Raw genomic sequence first — 17,128 nt, forward strand, 5'->3', positions numbered from 1 at the left:
TAAAACCGCAGACGCTATCACAGTTGGCGGATCCCCTGACGATCGGGTATAAGTAAAACAACGAGTTAACACCACTGACAGAAACGAGGTGGAGAATGCTAGAACATGTATGCCAGCTTGCACGGAACGCGGGCGATGCCATTATGCAGGTCTACGATGGAATCAAACCGATGGAGATTACCAGCAAGCAGGATGATTCTCCGGTCACGGCGGCAGATATCGCCGCACATACGGTGATCCTCGAAGGATTACTGGCGCTGACGCCGGATATTCCGGTTCTGTCTGAAGAGGCGCCTCCTGGCTGGGATGTTCGCCAGCATTGGCAGAGCTACTGGCTGGTGGACCCGCTGGACGGGACCAAAGAGTTCATTAAGCGTAATGGTGAATTTACCGTCAATATTGCGCTGATCGAGAAAGGAAAGCCGGTTCTGGGCGTGGTTTACGCGCCGGTAATGAAAGTGATGTACAGCGCAGCAGAAGGTAAAGCGTGGAAAGAAGAGTGCGGCGTACGCAAACAAATTCAGGTTCGTGACGCGCGTCCGCCGCTGGTGGTCATTAGCCGCTCGCATGCCGACAATGAGTTAAAAGAGTATCTGCAACAGTTGGGCGAGCACCAGACCACCTCGATTGGCTCATCGCTGAAGTTCTGCCTGGTGGCGGAAGGGCACGCACAGCTGTATCCGCGTTTTGGGCCAACCAACGTGTGGGACACCGCCGCTGGCCATGCCGTTGCCGCCGCAGCCGGAGCGCACGTTCACGACTGGCAGGGGAAACCTCTGGATTACACCCCACGTGAATCGTTCCTCAACCCCGGCTTCCGCGTCTCTATTTACTGAGTAATTTGTGCAGCAGGGCAATTACCTGCTGCACCTCTTCCTGCGTTAATGCGCCATCTTTTGCCCACTGCACGCGTCCGTCCTTGTCGAGTACGACGATAGCGGAACTCTCTTCATCCAGTTGCCAGGCTTTACGCGCAATGCCATTGCTGTCGACAATGAATTGCGACCACGGGTAGAGCTTCTTATTGCTCTCCAGACTGCTGCGCACAAACATACCGGAGCCGGGAATGGCGTCATCCGTGTTGACGATAGTGGTGGTCTGGTACTTGTCATGCGGCAGGTTGGCCGCCTTGATTGCCTCGATCAGCGTCGCGTTTTTCTCTTTGGCGGAGGTGCGTCCGGCAATGTGTTGCACAATTCGCACTTTCCCAGGCAACTGCGCGCTATTCCAGCTTTTGTAGCTAAACTTATCGTTATCGAGAATCAGTTCGCCGCGATCGGCGATCCCCACCGGCGGTACGCGCTGGTCAGTCTCAAACTTATGTGCGGAGGCAATCATCGGCAGTAGCAGGCACGACAGCGCCAGCAGTTTTCGTAAGGTCATAGGTTTTCCTTCTTTCTTTTATTTTGCAGGTGATCCGACCACTTGGGTCTGGAATTTAATCATATGTGCGAATGATGCTTTTTCCCGCAAGCGCGATGCCAGTTTGCGGACGGGCGCACAAATCCTGCGAAAAATGAAGGCTTATACTGAAGACAGCGAAGCGTTGAAAAGATAATTCTGAATAATTGTAACTTGAAGGTAAATAAACTTATACACGCTGGAAACATCAACGAGATAGTCTATAGTCATAGGGCATTAAAATTTGCGCCTGAGGATTGTCGGACCGATTGTGGTACCGCAAAGGCGTAATGCTCAGCAGGAGACAACAATGAAAATTTTCCAACGATACAACCCGCTGCAGGTGGCGAAGTACGTGAAGATCCTGTTTCGTGGACGGTTATATATCAAGGATGTAGGCGCTTTTGAATTTGATAAGGGTAAGATTCTTATCCCAAAAGTGAAGGACAAACTGCATTTTTCCGTGATGTCCGAAGTTAACCGTCAGGTCTTGCGTCTGCAAACTGAGATGGCTTGATCAAAGTGCTATGCAGTAGTTAAAAAAACGGCTCCTGATGGGAGCCGTTGATGTTTCTGTAAGACGTTAAGACGCCTTTGCCTCTTCTTTTGCATCTGGCAGTTTTGGTACCAGAACAGTAGGTTTGCTGTCCAGACGCGTCACCAGCAGCTGATCGATCTTGTAGTTATCGATATCCACCACTTCAAATTTGTAGCCTGAATACTTCACCGAGTCGGTACGTTTCGGGATTTTACGCAGCATAAACATCATAAAACCGCCAATGGTTTCATAGTTGCCGGACTGCGGGAACTCGTCGATATCCAGCACGCGCATCACGTCATCAATCGGTGTACCGCCGTCGACTAACCATGAGTTTTCATCGCGTGCCACAATCTGCTCTTCCAGACCCTGGCCTACCAGATCGCCCATCAGCGTCGTCATAACGTCGTTGAGCGTGATAATCCCCACCACCAGCGCGTACTCGTTCATGATGACGGCAAAGTCTTCGCCTGCGGTTTTGAAGCTTTCCAGCGCTTCAGAGAGCGTCAGCGTGTCCGGGACGATCAGCGTATTGCGGATCTGTACGCCACTGTTCAACGCCATACTTTGGTTTGCCAGTACGCGGTTGAGGAGATCCTTTGAATCGACATAGCCAATGATGTGGTCGATATCTTCGTTACACACCAGGAATTTGGAGTGCGGATGTTCCGCCACCTTATTCTTCAGGCTTTGCTCATCTTCATGGAGATCGAACCAGATAATATTCTCGCGCGAGGTCATTGAAGACGGGACGGTACGGGATTCCAGTTCGAATACATTTTCAATCAGCTCATGCTCCTGCTTGCGCAGAACACCCGCCAGCGCACCCGCTTCGACCACGGCGTAAATGTCGTCCGAGGTGATGTCGTCTTTACGCACCATTGGGATCTTAAACAGACGGAAAATGTTGTTTGCCAGACCGTTAAAGAACCACACCAGCGGGCGGAAGACCAGCAGGCAGAAGCGCATCGGGTTGATGATACGCAAAGCCACAGCTTCTGGCGCAATCATACCGATGCGTTTCGGGGTTAAATCCGCGAACAGGATGAACAGGCCAGTAACCAGCGAGAACGACAGAATAAAGCTTAACTGTTCGGACAGCTCTGGAGTGAAGTACTTCGAGAAAAGGCTGTAAAACGCCGGGGAGAATGCTGCATCACCGACGATACCGCCGAGAATGGCGACCGCGTTAAGGCCAATTTGCACGACGGTAAAAAACATGCCGGGGTTTTCCTGCATCTTCAAAACACGTTGTGCGTTTACGTTGCCTTCATCGGCAAGCAGTTTAAGTTTTATTTTGCGTGATGCAGCAAGCGAGATCTCAGATATCGAGAAAAACGCACTCACGGCGATCAGGCAGAGAATGACTAAAATACTGTTTAACATATCTTATCCGACCGTTCGGGTCAGATCCTCGGAAGGGAGAAGTTGATACTCGTCGTCTTTCAAGCTGCAGGTGCGTTAGCTGCACTCATTCACCCCAGTCACATAGTTTTCTGTGCTCCTGGGGATTCACGAGTTTGCCGCCTGCCTGCAACTCGAAATCCTTAGAGTATAAATCCAATGGAATATTCATTGAAAACCGGCTCGTGGAAGTGAGCCGGTAAATTCAGAAGCTAGTATAGCGTAAGGCACTGTAAAGTCGCCAGAGGGGGAAATTATCCTTGTGGCGGCAGGCAAACACCAATACCACCAATGCCACAATATCCGTAAGGATTTTTGTGCAGATACTGCTGGTGATCGTCCTCGGCATAATAGAACGGGGTTGCCGTAGTGATTTCCGTGGTAATGGTGCGCTCGTCGCCTGCGGCGGTCATTGCTGCCTGAAAACGTTCAAGGCTGGCCTGTGCGGCGGCGGTTTGTTCCGGCGTTAACGGGTAAATGGCGGAGCGATACTGCGTGCCCTGGTCGTTCCCCTGACGCATGCCTTGAGCCGGGTCGTGATTTTCCCAGAACACCTGCAGCAGTTGTTCGTAGCTGATAACATGCGGGTCATAGACGATGCGTACCGCTTCGGCATGCCCGGTATCGCCAGAACACACTTCACGATAGGTTGGGTTTGGGGTGTAGCCGCCGGTGTACCCGGCCGCCGTGCTGTAGACCCCTGGCAATGACCAAAATAAACGTTCAACGCCCCAGAAGCATCCCATGGCGAAATAAGCCATCTCCATACCGTCGGGCACGTTGGTCATCGAATGTTGGTTAACCGCATGCAGCGTTGCCACTGGCATCGGGGTGTTGCGTCCAGGTAGCGCATCTGCTTGAGTAACAAGATGCTTTCTATCAAATAAACTCATGGCCGTTCTCCCGAAATCAGTCATTTGGGTTAAGGTTGTAACGAGACGCGTCTTTGCCCACAATAAACGGCGTGAATACGTCTAGAGTTAAACATAAGAAATATTTGGGTTGTCGTCTGTTTTTCAACTCTTATTGTTGATTTTTTGTTAAGCCGAGGAACGGCATAGTATTTTTTTCCAGGGGTGGGAAAAAAGGATATTCAGGAGAAAATGTGCCACATATCCGTCAGTTATGTTGGGTGGGATTACTGTGCTTAAGTGGCTCCGCCGCCGCCGCGAATGTTCGCTTACAGGTCGAAGGATTATCAGGACCGCTGGAGAAAAACGTCCGTGCGCAGCTGTCCACGATTCAAAGTGATGAAGTCACTCCAGACCGACGCTTTCGTGCGCGCGTTGATGATGCCATCCGCGAAGGGCTAAAAGCGCTGGGCTACTTTGAGCCGACCATTGATTTTGAACTGCGTCCACCGCCGGCAAAAGGCCGCCAGGTGCTGATTGCCAAAGTGACCCCCGGCGAGCCGGTGCTGATTGGTGGCACCGAGGTGATTTTGCGCGGTGGCGCGCGTACGGATAAAGATTATCTGGATCTGCTGAAAACGCGCCCGGCAATCGGCACCGTGCTGAATCAGGGGGACTATGACAACTTCAAAAAGTCACTCACCAGCGTGGCGCTGCGCAAAGGCTACTTCGATAGTGAATTTAATAAAAGCCAGCTCGGGATAGCGCTTGAGCGTCGCCAGGCGTTCTGGGATATCGATTACAACAGCGGCGAACGCTATCGCTTTGGGCATGTCACCTTTGAAGGCTCGCAAATTCGCGATGAGTATCTGCAAAATCTGGTGCCCTTTAAAGAAGGTGAAGAGTACGAGTCGAAAGATCTGGGCGAACTGAACCGTCGTCTGTCGGCGACCGGATGGTTTAATTCCGTGGTCGTCGCGCCGGAGTTTGATAAAGCCCGCAAAACCAAGGTGCTGCCGCTGAAAGGCGTGGTCTCACCGCGAACCGAAAACACTATCGAAACCGGGGTCGGTTATTCAACTGACGTCGGGCCACGGGTGAAGACCTCGTGGAAAAAACCGTGGATGAACTCCTACGGGCACAGCCTGACGACCAGCGCCAGTATCTCGGCGCCAGAGCAGGTGCTTGATTTCAGCTATAAAATGCCGCTGTTAAAGAACCCGCTGGAGCAGTATTACCTGGTACAGGGCGGCTTTAAGCGTACCGATTTAAACGACACCGAGCAGGATTCCACAACGCTTGCGGTTTCCCGCTACTGGGACCTCTCCAGCGGCTGGCAGCGCGCGATTAACCTGCGCTGGAGCCTCGACCACTTTACCCAGGGTAACGTCACCAACACCACTATGCTGCTCTATCCGGGCGTGATGATCAGCCGGACGCGTTCACGCGGCGGCCTGATGCCTGTCTGGGGCGATTCCCAGCGCTACTCTATTGATTACTCGAACACGGCCTGGGGTTCAGATGTTGATTTCTCCGTTTTCCAGGCGCAAAACGTCTGGATCCGCACGCTGTACGACAGGCATCGCTTTGTGATGCGCGGTAATCTCGGCTGGATTGAAACCGGAGACTTCGACAAAGTGCCGCCGGACCTGCGTTTCTTCGCCGGGGGCGATCGCAGTATTCGTGGCTACAAATACAAATCTATTTCGCCGGAAGGCAGCGACAGCAAGCTGAAAGGGGCCTCCAAGCTGGCAACTGGCTCGCTGGAATACCAGTACAACGTGACCGGTAAATGGTGGGGCGCGATGTTTGTCGATAGCGGTGAAGCGGTCAGCGATATTCGCCGAAGCGATTTCAAAACCGGTGCCGGGGTCGGCGTACGCTGGCAATCGCCGGTTGGGCCTATCAAGCTCGACTTTGCCGTCCCGGTCGGCGACAAAGATGAACATGGTTTACAGTTTTACATCGGTCTGGGGCCTGAATTATGAGTTTATGGAAGAAGATAAGCCTCGGCGTGCTGGTTTTTATCCTGCTGTTGTTAGGCACGGTGGCGTTCCTCGTCGGTACCACCTCGGGCCTGCATCTGATCTTCAAAGCCGCTAATCGTTGGGTTCCGGGTCTGGAAATTGGTCAGGTCACCGGCGGCTGGCGGGATCTATCACTGAAAAATATTCGCTACGACCAGCCTGGCGTGGCGGTGAATGCTGGTGAAGTGCATTTGGCCGTGGGGCTTAACTGTCTGTGGGACAGCAGCCTGTGCGTCAACGATCTGGCGCTGAAAAACATCAACGTGGCGATCGACAGCAAAAAGATGCCACCATCCGCGCCGGTTGAGGAAGAAGAGAGCGGTCCGCTTAATCTTTCCACGCCTTACCCCATCACGCTTTCGCGCGTGGCGCTGAACAACATCAATATCAAAATCGATGACACCACGGTTTCAGTGCTGGATTTTACTTCCGGCCTGAACTGGCAGGAAAAAACGCTGACGCTGAAGCCAACGTCATTACAGGGGCTGCTGATTGCTCTGCCTAAAGTGGCGGAAGTGGCACAGGAAGAGGTTGTCGAACCGAAGATTCAAAACCCGCAGCCGGATGAAAAGCCGCTCGGGGAAACGCTAAAAGATCTGTTCTCAAAGCCGGTACTGCCGGAAATGACCGATGTCCATCTGCCGCTCAATCTCAATATTGAAGAGTTTCGCGGCGAGCAGCTGCGCGTGACCGGAGATACGGATTTAACGGTACATAGCATGCTGCTGAAAGTGAGCAGCATAGACGGCAACATGAAGCTCGACGCGCTGGATATCGACTCGAATCAGGGAACGGTAAAAGCCAGCGGCACGGCGCAACTGACCGACACGTGGCCGGTTGATATTACGTTAAACAGCACGCTAAACATCGACCCGTTAAAAGGCGAAAAGGTGAAGCTGAAGGTCGGCGGTGCGCTGCGCGAACAGCTGGAAGTCGGCGTCAATCTGTCTGGTCCGGTGGATATGGACCTGCGTGCTCAGACGCGCCTGGCAGAAGCCGGATTGCCGCTCAACATTGAGGTGGTGAGTAAGCAGGTTTACTGGCCGTTTACCGGTGAGAAACAGTTCCAGGCCGATGACATCAAGTTCAAACTGACCGGCAAGATGACCGACTATACGCTGTCGATGCGTACCGCCGTGAAAGGTCAGGATATTCCTCCAGCTACCATCACGCTGGACGCCAAAGGCAACGAGCAGCAGATTAATCTCGACAAACTCAGCGTTGCGGCGCTGGAAGGGAAAACCGAGCTGAAAGCGCTGGTGGACTGGCAGCAGGCGATCAGCTGGCGCGGGGAGCTAACGCTGGATGGTATCAATACCGCGAAAGCGATCCCGGACTGGCCGTCAAAACTGAATGGCCTGGTGAAAACGCGCGGCAGTCTGTACGGCGGAAGCTGGCAGATGGAGGTTCCGGAGCTGAAGCTGACCGGCAACGTGAAGCAGAACAAGGTCAATGTGAACGGTTCGCTGAAGGGGAACAGCTACCTGCAGTGGACGATTCCGGGCCTGCATCTGGAACTGGGACGCAACAGTGCGGACGTAAAAGGCGAACTGGGGGTTAAAGACCTCAACCTCGACGCGACGATTGATGCCCCAAGCCTGGATAACGCGCTGCCGGGATTAGGCGGGACGGCGAAAGGGCTGGTAAAAGTTCGCGGTACGGTTGAAGCACCACAGCTGCTGGCGGATATTACCGCCCGTGGTCTGCGCTGGCAGGAACTTTCCGTTGCTCAGGTGCGCGTCGAAGGCGATGTGAAATCGGCCGAGCAAATCGCCGGTAATCTCAACGTTCGTGTAGAGCGAATTGTACAACCTGACGTGAATATTGGTCTGGTGACGCTCAACGCCAAAGGCAGTGAAAAGCAGCATGAACTGCAGTTACGCATTCAGGGTGAGCCGGTTTCAGGGCAACTGGATCTTGCCGGGAGCTTTGATCGCAAAGAACAGCGCTGGAAAGGGGAGTTAAGCAATACCCGCTTCCAGACGCCGGTCGGTCCGTGGTCGCTCAACCGGGCTATCGCGCTGGATTATCGTAATCAGGAACAGAAAATTAGTATCGGACCGCACTGCTGGAACAACCCGAATGCGGAGCTGTGCGTACCACAAACCATTGATGCCGGTGCAGAAGGTCGCGCGGTGGTGAATCTTAACCGCTTCGACCTGGCGATGCTAAAACCGTTTATGCCGGAGACAACCCAGGCCAGCGGTGTGTTCACTGGCAAAGCTGATGTGAGCTGGGACACCACCAAAGAGGGGCTGCCACAGGGGCAGGTCACCCTGAGCGGACGTAACGTCAAGGTCACGCAAAGCGTGAATGATGCCCCGCTCCCCGTGGCGTTTGAAACGCTGAATCTGACCGCCGACCTGCACAACAACCGTGCCGAGTTGGGCTGGCTGATTCGTCTGACCAACAACGGGCAGTTTGACGGACAGGTGCAGGTAACGGACCCGCAAGGGCGTCGTAATCTGGGCGGTAACGTCAATATTCGCAACTTCAATCTGGCGATGGTGAACCCCATCTTCTCGCGCGGTGAAAAAGCGGCAGGGATGATCAACGCCAACCTGCGGCTGGGCGGCGATGTGCAAAGCCCGCAGTTGCTCGGACAGCTGCAACTGAGTGGTCTGGATATCGACGGTAACTTCATGCCGTTTGACATGCAGCCAAGCCAGTTAGCCGTTAACTTCAATGGAACACGCTCAACGCTGGCGGGCGTGGTGCGTACGCAGCAGGGAGAAATTAACCTGAGCGGCGATGCCGACTGGAGTCAGATAGACAACTGGCGGGCGCGTGTCGCGGCTAAAGGCAGCAGGGTACGTATTACCGTACCGCCGATGGTCCGCCTCGACGTATCGCCTGACGTGGTCTTTGAAGCCACGCCGAGCCTGTTTACTCTCGATGGTAACGTGGATGTGCCGTGGGCGCGTATCGTGGTACATGACCTGCCGGAAAGTGCGGTTGGGGTTTCCAGCGATATGGTCATGCTTAACAACAACCTGCAGCCCGAGAAACCGCAGACCGCCGGCATTCCGATCAACAGCAACCTGAACATCCACGTTGGTAACAACGTGCGTCTTGACGCCTTTGGTCTGAAAGCGCGTCTGACGGGCGATCTGAAAGTGGTGCAGGATAAGCAAGGTCTGGGACTTAACGGGCAAATTAATATCCCGAGCGGTCGCTTCCACGCCTATGGTCAGGATCTGATTGTGCGTAAGGGCGAGCTGTTGTTCTCCGGTCCGCCGGATCAGCCGTTGCTCAACATCGAAGCGATTCGTAACCCAGATGCCACCGAAGACGACGTGATCGCTGGCGTTCGCGTCACCGGTACCGCCGATGAACCGAAGGCGGAGATCTTCTCCGACCCGGCAATGTCGCAGCAAATGGCGCTTTCCTACCTGCTACGTGGACAAGGGCTGGATAGCGAACAGAGCGATAGCGCAGCGATGACTTCAATGCTTATTGGTCTGGGGGTTGCACAAAGTGGTCAGGTTGTGGGTAAAATCGGGGAGACATTTGGCGTAAGCAATCTGGCACTGGACACGCAAGGGGTGGGCGACTCATCTCAGGTGGTTGTCAGCGGATACGTACTGCCAGGTCTGCAGGTGAAATATGGTGTGGGTATATTTGACTCCTTAGCGACACTCACGCTACGTTATCGTCTGATGCCTAAGCTATATCTGGAAGCAGTGTCTGGCGTAGATCAGGCACTTGATTTGCTCTATCAGTTCGAGTTTTAGCAATGCGAATATTTGTCTACGGCAGTTTACGAACCAAACAAGGCAACAGCCACTGGATGACCAATGCCCTGTTGCTGGGAAATTTCAGTATCGATAACTACCAGTTGTACAGCCTGGGCCACTATCCAGGCGCGGTTCCGGGAAATGGAACAGTACACGGGGAAGTTTATCGTATTGATAACGCCACGCTGGCAGAGCTTGACGCTCTGCGTACCCGTGGCGGTGAATACGCACGCCAGTTAATTCAAACGCCGTACGGAAGTGCATGGATGTACGTGTACCAACGTCCGGTTGATGGCTTAACGCTGATTGAAAGCGGTAACTGGTTAGACAGAGACCAGTACTGATATATCGTCTACCAGAATAAACAACGCCGCCTTCGGGTGGCGTTGTTTATTAAAGGCTTAAAACTCCACGCGCGCGCCGAGGTTATAGCGGCGTCCTTCCACCTGCGCGGATTCATTCCATGCAGTCGTCAGTTTCGGATCTTCATCCAGCACGTTGTAGATCCCTGCCATCAGCTGCGTGTGCTTATTGAGCTTATAACGTACGCCTACGTCGACCATCGTGTAGTCATCGTACTTATAGTTATTGCCGCTGTTGCGGTTACTGCTGCGGTAATTCACCGTACTCCATACGTCCAGACTCTGCGTTGCCGCCCAGTTCAGCGACAGGTTCGCCATATGGCGCGGGTAATCGTTGAGCGCGTAGCCTTTGTTTACGCCGCTTTTCTGTTCGCTATGGTTCCAGGTGTAGTTAGCGTTGGCTTTTACATCGGCGCTAATCTGCCAGTCGGCATTCAGTTCTATGCCGTACACGTCCGCCTTGCTGACGTTGAAGTATTTACTGACGGAGTCCGCCTTGTAGCCATTCACGGAGCACTGATTCGTCGATGTAGTTTCGCAAATGGTTTGTTCAGCAATTTTGTCTTTGAACTGCGTATAGAAGACGGTGCTATCCAGTGACAGCGCATTCCCCGTCCAGTAGAGGCCCAGCTCAGAGTTAACGCTTTGTTCTGGTTTCAGATCGTCGTTACCGACGGTCAGGAAGGGATAAGGTACGGTCGAGCCGTATGGGGTGACAAAGTCGCTGGATGTCGCACGCAGCTCAGGTTTTTTATAACCTGCGGAAACGCCGCCCTTCAGCGCCCAGTCATTGCTGAAGGCCCAGTTACCGTACATTTTCGGCGTAATATGTGTGCCAAAGTTATCATCCTGGTCCATACGCGCTGATGTGGTCAGGATGAAGTCGTCAATGCTCCAGCCGTCTTCAGCAAACAATGCCCAACCGTTACGGCTGATTTTTGTCACTGGCTCAGATCCGGGCAGCGTTTTGTTGGCCACATCAAAGCGGTCATTCAACTCTTCGCGGGTGAAATTCGCCCCAACGGTCAGTTTATGGTTGTCGAGCGTGAAGGTGGTTTGCGAATTAGCGACGTAGTTCTCCATCTGTACATACTGCGGCGACTGGCCGTCATAAACGTACTTCGAACGGCCTTTTTCATAATTTATGTAGTTGGTCGTTGCAATGGTGTCGTCGGCATACCAGCCGGTATGCGTTAAGGTGGCGGCGTTACGATCGAACAGCCATGACCACGGCGCGCCGCGCTTCTGGGTACGGTTTTTCTCCTGCTCACCGGTGACCACATTGAGGTCGAACAGGTTATTTTCGCTAGCGGCCAGGCCCAGCGTCATATCAACGGATTTACGGTTGTGTTTGCCGAAATAGTTATTGCGATCGTCATCGCGACGGTCGAGCCAGTCGGCCGCTACGCTAAGGCCGAGAACATCGGGCACAATCGGCCCCATGGTAAACAGATTCATCTGGCTGGTATTACCCAAATACTGGTGTTCCTGAAGCCAGGTATTGGCGGCAATTGCCGTCGTCCACTCTTTTGCGCCATACGGTTTTTTGGTAATCACGTTGACCACACCGCCGATGGCATCTGAGCCGTACAGCGAGGACATGGGCCCGCGGATAACTTCGATACGCTCAATGGCCTCCATCGGCGGTAAGAAGTTGGCTTCAGTACCGATGTCATGTCCGTAAGGGCGAGATTCACCGGTATTTTGTTTGACGCTGTTGACCATAAACGCGGTATAGGACGGGTCCATGCCGCGAATCATAATGCTGCCAGCGTTCATACCGCTGCTGTTGGTGACCGAGACGCCAGGAAGGTTTTTAATCGCTTCACCAATGCTACGGTCCGGCTGAATATCCAGCGTTTTACGATCGATAACGGAAATGGTGGCCGGCGCTTCGCGCTTTTGCTGCGAGAACCCGGATGCGGTGATCACCATTTCATCTTCGCTATTGCGTGAGGTTTCGGTGAGTTCTTCTGCCTGAGTGGGGAAAATAACACCGCCTGAGAATGCAACGATCCCTGTCAGCGTAATAAGTTGACGCGTTTTCATAATATAGACACCTGAAAAGTAAAAAATAAAAGCATCACCTTGCAGCCCAGAAAAGCTGCAAGGTGTCAGAAGCGTTATTAATTATTAATATTTGGAGAGGTCGATTTTCAGCATGTAATCGGGCTTCACACCTGCCGTTTTTTCCGGCTGTTTGACGCTGACATACAGAGTGTTGGCATCAGACGAGAGCGCCAGGCTATTAGGTAACGCATTGGTTTCAATGCTTTGTTCTACCTGATAAGTCTTGCTGTCCACAATGCTGATACGCTTTGCATTACGGTGGGTGATATACACTTCCTGGCGCTTTTCGTTATATATCACTGCCAGCGAGTTGATAACCTTAATGGGCGCAATAACCTTACCGGTATTAATATCAACAACCAGTACATCCGCTAAATCAGGATCGGTCAGGAATGCGCGATTATTTTTTGCATCCAAAGCAATATTCAGGAAAAAATGTTTTTTGCCTGGCTCAATACTAAAGCGGTTAATAATTTGATGGTTAGTGGTATCCAGCGTAATAAGTTCGTTGCGGCCATTTACGACATACAGGCGGTTCTTATTGGCATCTACGGCCATGCCGGTCGGATACTGGCCCATGTTTTCAAGGGTGGCGATTTTCTCGCGCTTTTGCGTATCCACCACCCAGACAATACCCTTTTCAGCCACGCCGGAAACGTACAGGCGGTGATGCTGTTTATCGAGCACCATTTCGCGGGTATGGACAATTTCTTTCGGGTTTTTGGCTTCGCTCAGTTGCAGTATCGCCAGCTCTTTACCGCTGCGGGTATCAATGAGCGTGACCGAACCCTCCAGCGTGTTGCCGACATAGAGCACCTGGTTTTCTGCATCCAGGGCAGTGGCAAAGGCACGACGGCTGGTTTCGATAACTTCAGTCGTGGTGAGCTTCTCCAGATCGAGTTTATAGATAAGCCCGCTGGTTTTATCTTTATCAAACGACGGCGACGAGGCAGCAAAAAGCGCATTCTGCTGGCTATCAACCGCCAGTTCATACACGCCGTTGCCAACGTCGCGGGTCAGAAAATCTTGCTCAGGTAGCGTCTGCGCCACGCTGGACAGGCTGGTAAATAACAGTGCTGTGGCGAGAGCCACGCAGGAATAGCGTTTCAGGGACTTCACATTGTGGAGGTTCATTGACTTTTATTCACATTTATTTACATGCTGAGAATGATAATGAGATCTAATCTCATTCGCAATTAAGATAAATGAAATGTGACTACCCAATCTGGTAGGTCAAAAAGAAAACAGCGAAGGGGAGGGGGAAAAGAAAGTAGAAATTAAAAAACCCTTACTAACCAGGGGCTGGTGTTCAGGGCTTTACGCTAACGCGAACTTACTTCTTCGCGCGCTCGAAGGAAGCAACGATTTCAGCTTTAGCAGCTTCAGCGTTGTCCCAACCGTCAACTTTCACCCATTTGCCCGCTTCGAGATCTTTGTAGTGTTCGAAGAAGTGGGTGATCTGCGCTTTCAGCAGTTCCGGCAGGTCGGTCACATCTTTGATGTGATCGTATTCTTTGCTCAGCTTGGTGTGCGGTACCGCAACCAGTTTCGCATCTTCACCGGATTCGTCGGTCATTTTCAGTACGCCAACCGGACGGCAGCGGATCACTGAACCTGGCTCCAGCGGGTACGGAGTCGGGACCAGAACGTCTACCGGGTCACCGTCCAGAGACAGGGTGTGGTTGATGTAACCGTAGTTGCACGGGTAGAACATCGCGGTGGACATGAAGCGGTCAACGAACAGGGCGCCGCTCTCTTTGTCAACTTCGTATTTGATCGGATCTGCGTTCGCAGGGATCTCGATAACAACGTAGATATCTTCCGGCAGGTCTTTACCGGCAGGGACGTTGAGTAAGCTCATGTCTGTTTCCTTTAAATAAGCTATGGCAAACAAGTGGCGGGTATTATAGCCAACTCGCGCGGAATGTCTCCGCTTGTTTTCGCTTTCTCTGCGTGCATTTTCTTCTTTTTACCTCTCTCTCGTGACAGAAAAATCCATATCTTCAGCCGCATTTTTCATAGCGAGATGAAAGCGATTACAAAGTTGTGATTAACGTTTTATTTACTTTTTTGAAGTGTGATGTAACGCAATCCGTTACATGCTCAATTGTCTATAGTTTTTTCGCAACGGTTAATTAACCAACAATAATCACCCTACGAGGACGCACTTATGTGGAAGCGCTTACTTTTAGTCACAGCAGTTTCGGCAGCCATGTCGTCTATGGCAATGGCAGCCCCTTTAACCGTAGGATTTTCGCAGGTTGGCTCTGAATCCGGCTGGCGCGCCGCAGAAACCAACGTCGCGAAAAGCGAGGCCGAAAAGCGGGGAATTACGCTGAAAATCGCTGATGGCCAGCAAAAGCAGGAAAACCAGATTAAAGCAGTCCGCTCATTTGTTGCGCAGGGCGTCGACGCCATCTTTATTGCGCCGGTCGTGGCAACGGGTTGGGAGCCGGTTTTAAAAGAAGCTAAAGATGCCGACATTCCGGTCTTTTTGCTCGATCGTTCCATCGATGTAAAAGACAAATCTCTCTATATGACCACCGTCACCGCCGACAACGTGCTGGAAGGTAAATTGATCGGCGACTGGCTGATTAAACAAGTGGACGGCAAGCCGTGTAACGTCGTTGAGCTGCAAGGGACCGTTGGGGCCAGCGTGGCGATCGATCGTAAAAAAGGCTTTGCTGAAGCTATCGCTAATGCGCCAAACATCAAAATTATTCGCTCTCAGTCCGGTGACTTCACCCGCAGTAAAGGGAAAGAAGTGATGGAGAGCTTTATCAAAGCGGAAAACAACGGCAAGAACATCTGTATGGTTTACGCCCACAACGATGACATGGTGATCGGTGCGATTCAGGCCATCAAAGAAGCGGGCCTGAAACCTGGCAAAGATATTCTCACCGGTTCCATCGATGGCGTACCGGATATCTACAAAGCGATGATTGACGGCGAAGCCAACGCCAGCGTCGAGCTGACGCCGAATATGGCTGGTCCGGCATTCGACGCGCTGGAGAAATTCAAAAAAGACGGCACGATGCCTGAGAAGCTGACCATTACCAAGTCGATCCTCTATCTGCCGGATACGGCGAAAGAAGAGTTAGAGAAGAAGAAAAACATGGGCTACTAAGCCTTCATGAAAATGCCGGGGGCGCTGCGCTTGCCCGGCCTACATTACGCTCTTTTGTAGGCCGGATAAGCGTAGCGCCATCCGGCGTGATGCAGGGGGAACCATGACCACCGACCAACATCAGGAAATCCTCCGCACCGAAGGATTAAGCAAATTCTTTCCCGGCGTCAAAGCGTTGGATAACGTGGATTTCAGCTTGCGTCGTGGCGAGATTATGGCGCTGCTGGGAGAAAACGGAGCCGGCAAATCGACGCTCATCAAAGCGCTGACCGGCGTTTACCATGCCGATCGCGGCACTATCTGGCTCGAAGGCCAACCGATCACCCCCAAAAACACCGCCCATGCCCAACAACTGGGGATTGGCACCGTGTACCAGGAAGTGAACCTCCTGCCCAATATGTCGGTTGCCGATAACTTATTTATTGGTCGTGAACCGCGGCGCTTTGGCCTGCTCCAGCGCAAGCAGATGGAAAAACGTGCGACGGAGCTGATGGCGTCATACGGTTTTTCCCTCGACGTGCGCGAGCCGCTGAACCGCTTTTCCGTGGCGATGCAACAAATCGTCGCCATCTGTCGGGCGATCGATCTCTCTGCGAAAGTGCTGATCCTCGATGAGCCGACCGCCAGCCTTGATACCCAGGAAGTTGAAATGCTGTTTGGCCTGATGCGACATCTGCGCGATCGGGGCGTCAGTCTGATCTTCGTCACCCACTTTCTTGATCAGGTTTATCAGGTCAGCGATCGCATTACCGTTCTGCGTAACGGCGGCTTCGTTGGCTGCCGTGAAACCCGAGAACTGCCTCAGATCGAACTGGTCAAAATGATGCTGGGCCGTGAACTGGATACCCATGCGCTACAGCGTGCGGGCCGCACGTTGCTGAGTGATAAACCGGTGGCGGCATTCAGCGGCTTTGGCAAAAAAGGCACCATCGCGCCATTTGATCTACAGGTGCGTCCCGGTGAGATCGTCGGTCTCGCCGGACTACTGGGATCCGGGCGAACGGAAACGACGGAGGTGATCTTCGGTATTAAACCCGCCGACAGCGGAAGTGCGCTGATCAAAGGCAAACCGCAGACTTTGCGCTCGCCACATCAGGCTTCGTGTCTGGGGATCGGTTTCTGTCCGGAGGATCGCAAAACGGATGGCATTATTGCCGCCGCTTCGGTGCGGGAAAACATCATTCTGGCATTGCAGGCACAGCGCGGCTGGCTGCGGCCTATTCCTCGGAAAGAGCAAAACGAGATTGCCGAGCGTTTTATCCGCCAGCTTGGTATTCGTACTCCGAACGCTGAGCAGCCGATCGAATTTCTCTCCGGCGGCAATCAGCAAAAAGTACTGCTCTCGCGCTGGTTACTGACCAAACCGCAGTTCCTGATCCTCGATGAACCCACGCGTGGGATCGACGTTGGCGCGCATGCGGAGATCATCCGCCTGATCGAAACGCTGTGCGCGGATGGTCTGGCGCTGCTGGTCATTTCATCCGAACTGGAAGAGTTAGTGGGCTATGCCGATCGGGTCATTATTATGCGCGATCGCAAACAGGTGGCCGAGATCCCCCTGGCTGAACTGTCCGTACCGGCGATCATGAACGCCATTGCGGCCTAAGGAGA

At 52.8% G+C, this 17,128-nt stretch carries 13 protein-coding genes; 7 read left to right on the forward strand and 6 right to left on the reverse strand.

Annotated features, from left to right (window positions below; all coding sequences use genetic code 11):
- Nucleotides 1-95 precede the first annotated feature (95 nt).
- On the forward strand, nucleotides 96-836 hold the full coding sequence (gene cysQ, locus OGY68_RS00900) for a 3'(2'),5'-bisphosphate nucleotidase CysQ (RefSeq protein WP_057066569.1): 741 nt from the start codon (nucleotides 96-98) through the stop codon (nucleotides 834-836).
- On the opposite strand, the gene OGY68_RS00905 is transcribed toward cysQ, so the two are convergent.
- Nucleotides 826-1,383 carry a YtfJ family protein gene (locus OGY68_RS00905; protein ID WP_003830421.1) on the reverse strand — a complete coding sequence of 186 codons (558 nt, stop codon included), beginning with the start codon at nucleotides 1,381-1,383 and terminating at the stop codon, nucleotides 826-828. The genes cysQ and OGY68_RS00905 overlap by 11 nt on opposite strands.
- A 328-nt stretch (nucleotides 1,384-1,711) precedes the next feature.
- Between OGY68_RS00905 and OGY68_RS00910 the strand changes: the two genes are divergently transcribed.
- On the forward strand, nucleotides 1,712-1,918 hold the full coding sequence (locus OGY68_RS00910; protein WP_003025710.1) for a DUF1107 domain-containing protein: 207 nt from the start codon (nucleotides 1,712-1,714) through the stop codon (nucleotides 1,916-1,918).
- A gap of 66 nt (nucleotides 1,919-1,984) precedes the next feature.
- Here the strand turns inward: OGY68_RS00910 and paeA are convergent, their stop codons facing one another.
- Together paeA and msrA are read right to left on the reverse strand one after the other, a co-directional pair.
- The gene (gene paeA / locus OGY68_RS00915) at nucleotides 1,985-3,325 is read right to left on the reverse strand and encodes a polyamine export protein PaeA (RefSeq protein WP_003830418.1); all 1,341 of its coding nucleotides are present in this window, start codon (nucleotides 3,323-3,325) and stop codon (nucleotides 1,985-1,987) included.
- A 272-nt stretch (nucleotides 3,326-3,597) separates the two neighbouring features.
- Nucleotides 3,598-4,236, reverse strand: coding sequence for a peptide-methionine (S)-S-oxide reductase MsrA (gene msrA / locus OGY68_RS00920; RefSeq protein WP_057066566.1), 639 nt, complete (start codon nucleotides 4,234-4,236; stop codon nucleotides 3,598-3,600).
- Between the two features lie 212 nt (nucleotides 4,237-4,448).
- Here msrA and tamA point away from each other — a divergent pair, with 212 nt between their 5' ends.
- From tamA to OGY68_RS00935, 3 genes are read left to right on the forward strand one after another with little or no spacing between them, the layout of a single operon-like run.
- Nucleotides 4,449-6,182, forward strand: a complete 1,734-nt coding sequence (tamA, locus tag OGY68_RS00925; RefSeq protein ID WP_286616739.1) for an autotransporter assembly complex protein TamA — start codon at nucleotides 4,449-4,451, stop codon at nucleotides 6,180-6,182.
- Nucleotides 6,179-9,955, forward strand: a complete 3,777-nt coding sequence (gene tamB / locus OGY68_RS00930) for an autotransporter assembly complex protein TamB (RefSeq protein ID WP_057066564.1) — start codon at nucleotides 6,179-6,181, stop codon at nucleotides 9,953-9,955. The genes tamA and tamB overlap by 4 nt, the downstream gene beginning before the upstream one ends.
- A 2-nt stretch (nucleotides 9,956-9,957) precedes the next feature.
- Nucleotides 9,958-10,302 carry a gamma-glutamylcyclotransferase family protein gene (locus OGY68_RS00935; RefSeq protein ID WP_003025723.1) on the forward strand — a complete coding sequence of 115 codons (345 nt, stop codon included), beginning with the start codon at nucleotides 9,958-9,960 and terminating at the stop codon, nucleotides 10,300-10,302.
- Between the two features lie 57 nt (nucleotides 10,303-10,359).
- On the opposite strand, the gene OGY68_RS00940 is transcribed toward OGY68_RS00935, so the two are convergent.
- The 3 genes from OGY68_RS00940 to ppa form a co-directional block, all read right to left on the reverse strand.
- Nucleotides 10,360-12,369: a TonB-dependent receptor domain-containing protein gene (locus tag OGY68_RS00940; protein WP_020996258.1), complete on the reverse strand. Its 2,010-nt coding sequence runs from the start codon at nucleotides 12,367-12,369 to the stop codon at nucleotides 10,360-10,362.
- A gap of 84 nt (nucleotides 12,370-12,453) precedes the next feature.
- Entirely contained in the window at nucleotides 12,454-13,524 is a 1,071-nt protein-coding gene (gene yncE / locus OGY68_RS00945; RefSeq protein WP_286616742.1) for a 7-bladed beta-propeller protein YncE, read from the reverse strand.
- Nucleotides 13,525-13,723: 199 nt separating this feature from the next.
- On the reverse strand, nucleotides 13,724-14,251 hold the full coding sequence (ppa, locus tag OGY68_RS00950) for an inorganic diphosphatase (protein ID WP_003025726.1): 528 nt from the start codon (nucleotides 14,249-14,251) through the stop codon (nucleotides 13,724-13,726).
- Between the two features lie 309 nt (nucleotides 14,252-14,560).
- On the opposite strand from ppa, the gene ytfQ reads away from it, so the two are divergent.
- Nucleotides 14,561-15,517 (forward strand): galactofuranose ABC transporter substrate-binding protein YtfQ, encoded by a 957-nt coding sequence (gene ytfQ, locus OGY68_RS00955; RefSeq protein ID WP_008786033.1) that lies wholly within the window; start codon nucleotides 14,561-14,563, stop codon nucleotides 15,515-15,517.
- 103 nt (nucleotides 15,518-15,620) lie between these two features.
- Complete coding sequence (gene ytfR, locus OGY68_RS00960; RefSeq protein ID WP_057066561.1) at nucleotides 15,621-17,123, forward strand: galactofuranose ABC transporter, ATP-binding protein YtfR; 1,503 nt, start codon at nucleotides 15,621-15,623, stop codon at nucleotides 17,121-17,123.
- Nucleotides 17,124-17,128: the final 5 nt, after the last annotated feature.

The sequence above is a fragment of the Citrobacter sp. Cpo065 genome (genome assembly GCF_030332805.1).
In the GTDB taxonomy this organism is placed as follows: Bacteria; Pseudomonadota; Gammaproteobacteria; order Enterobacterales; family Enterobacteriaceae; genus Citrobacter; species Citrobacter portucalensis.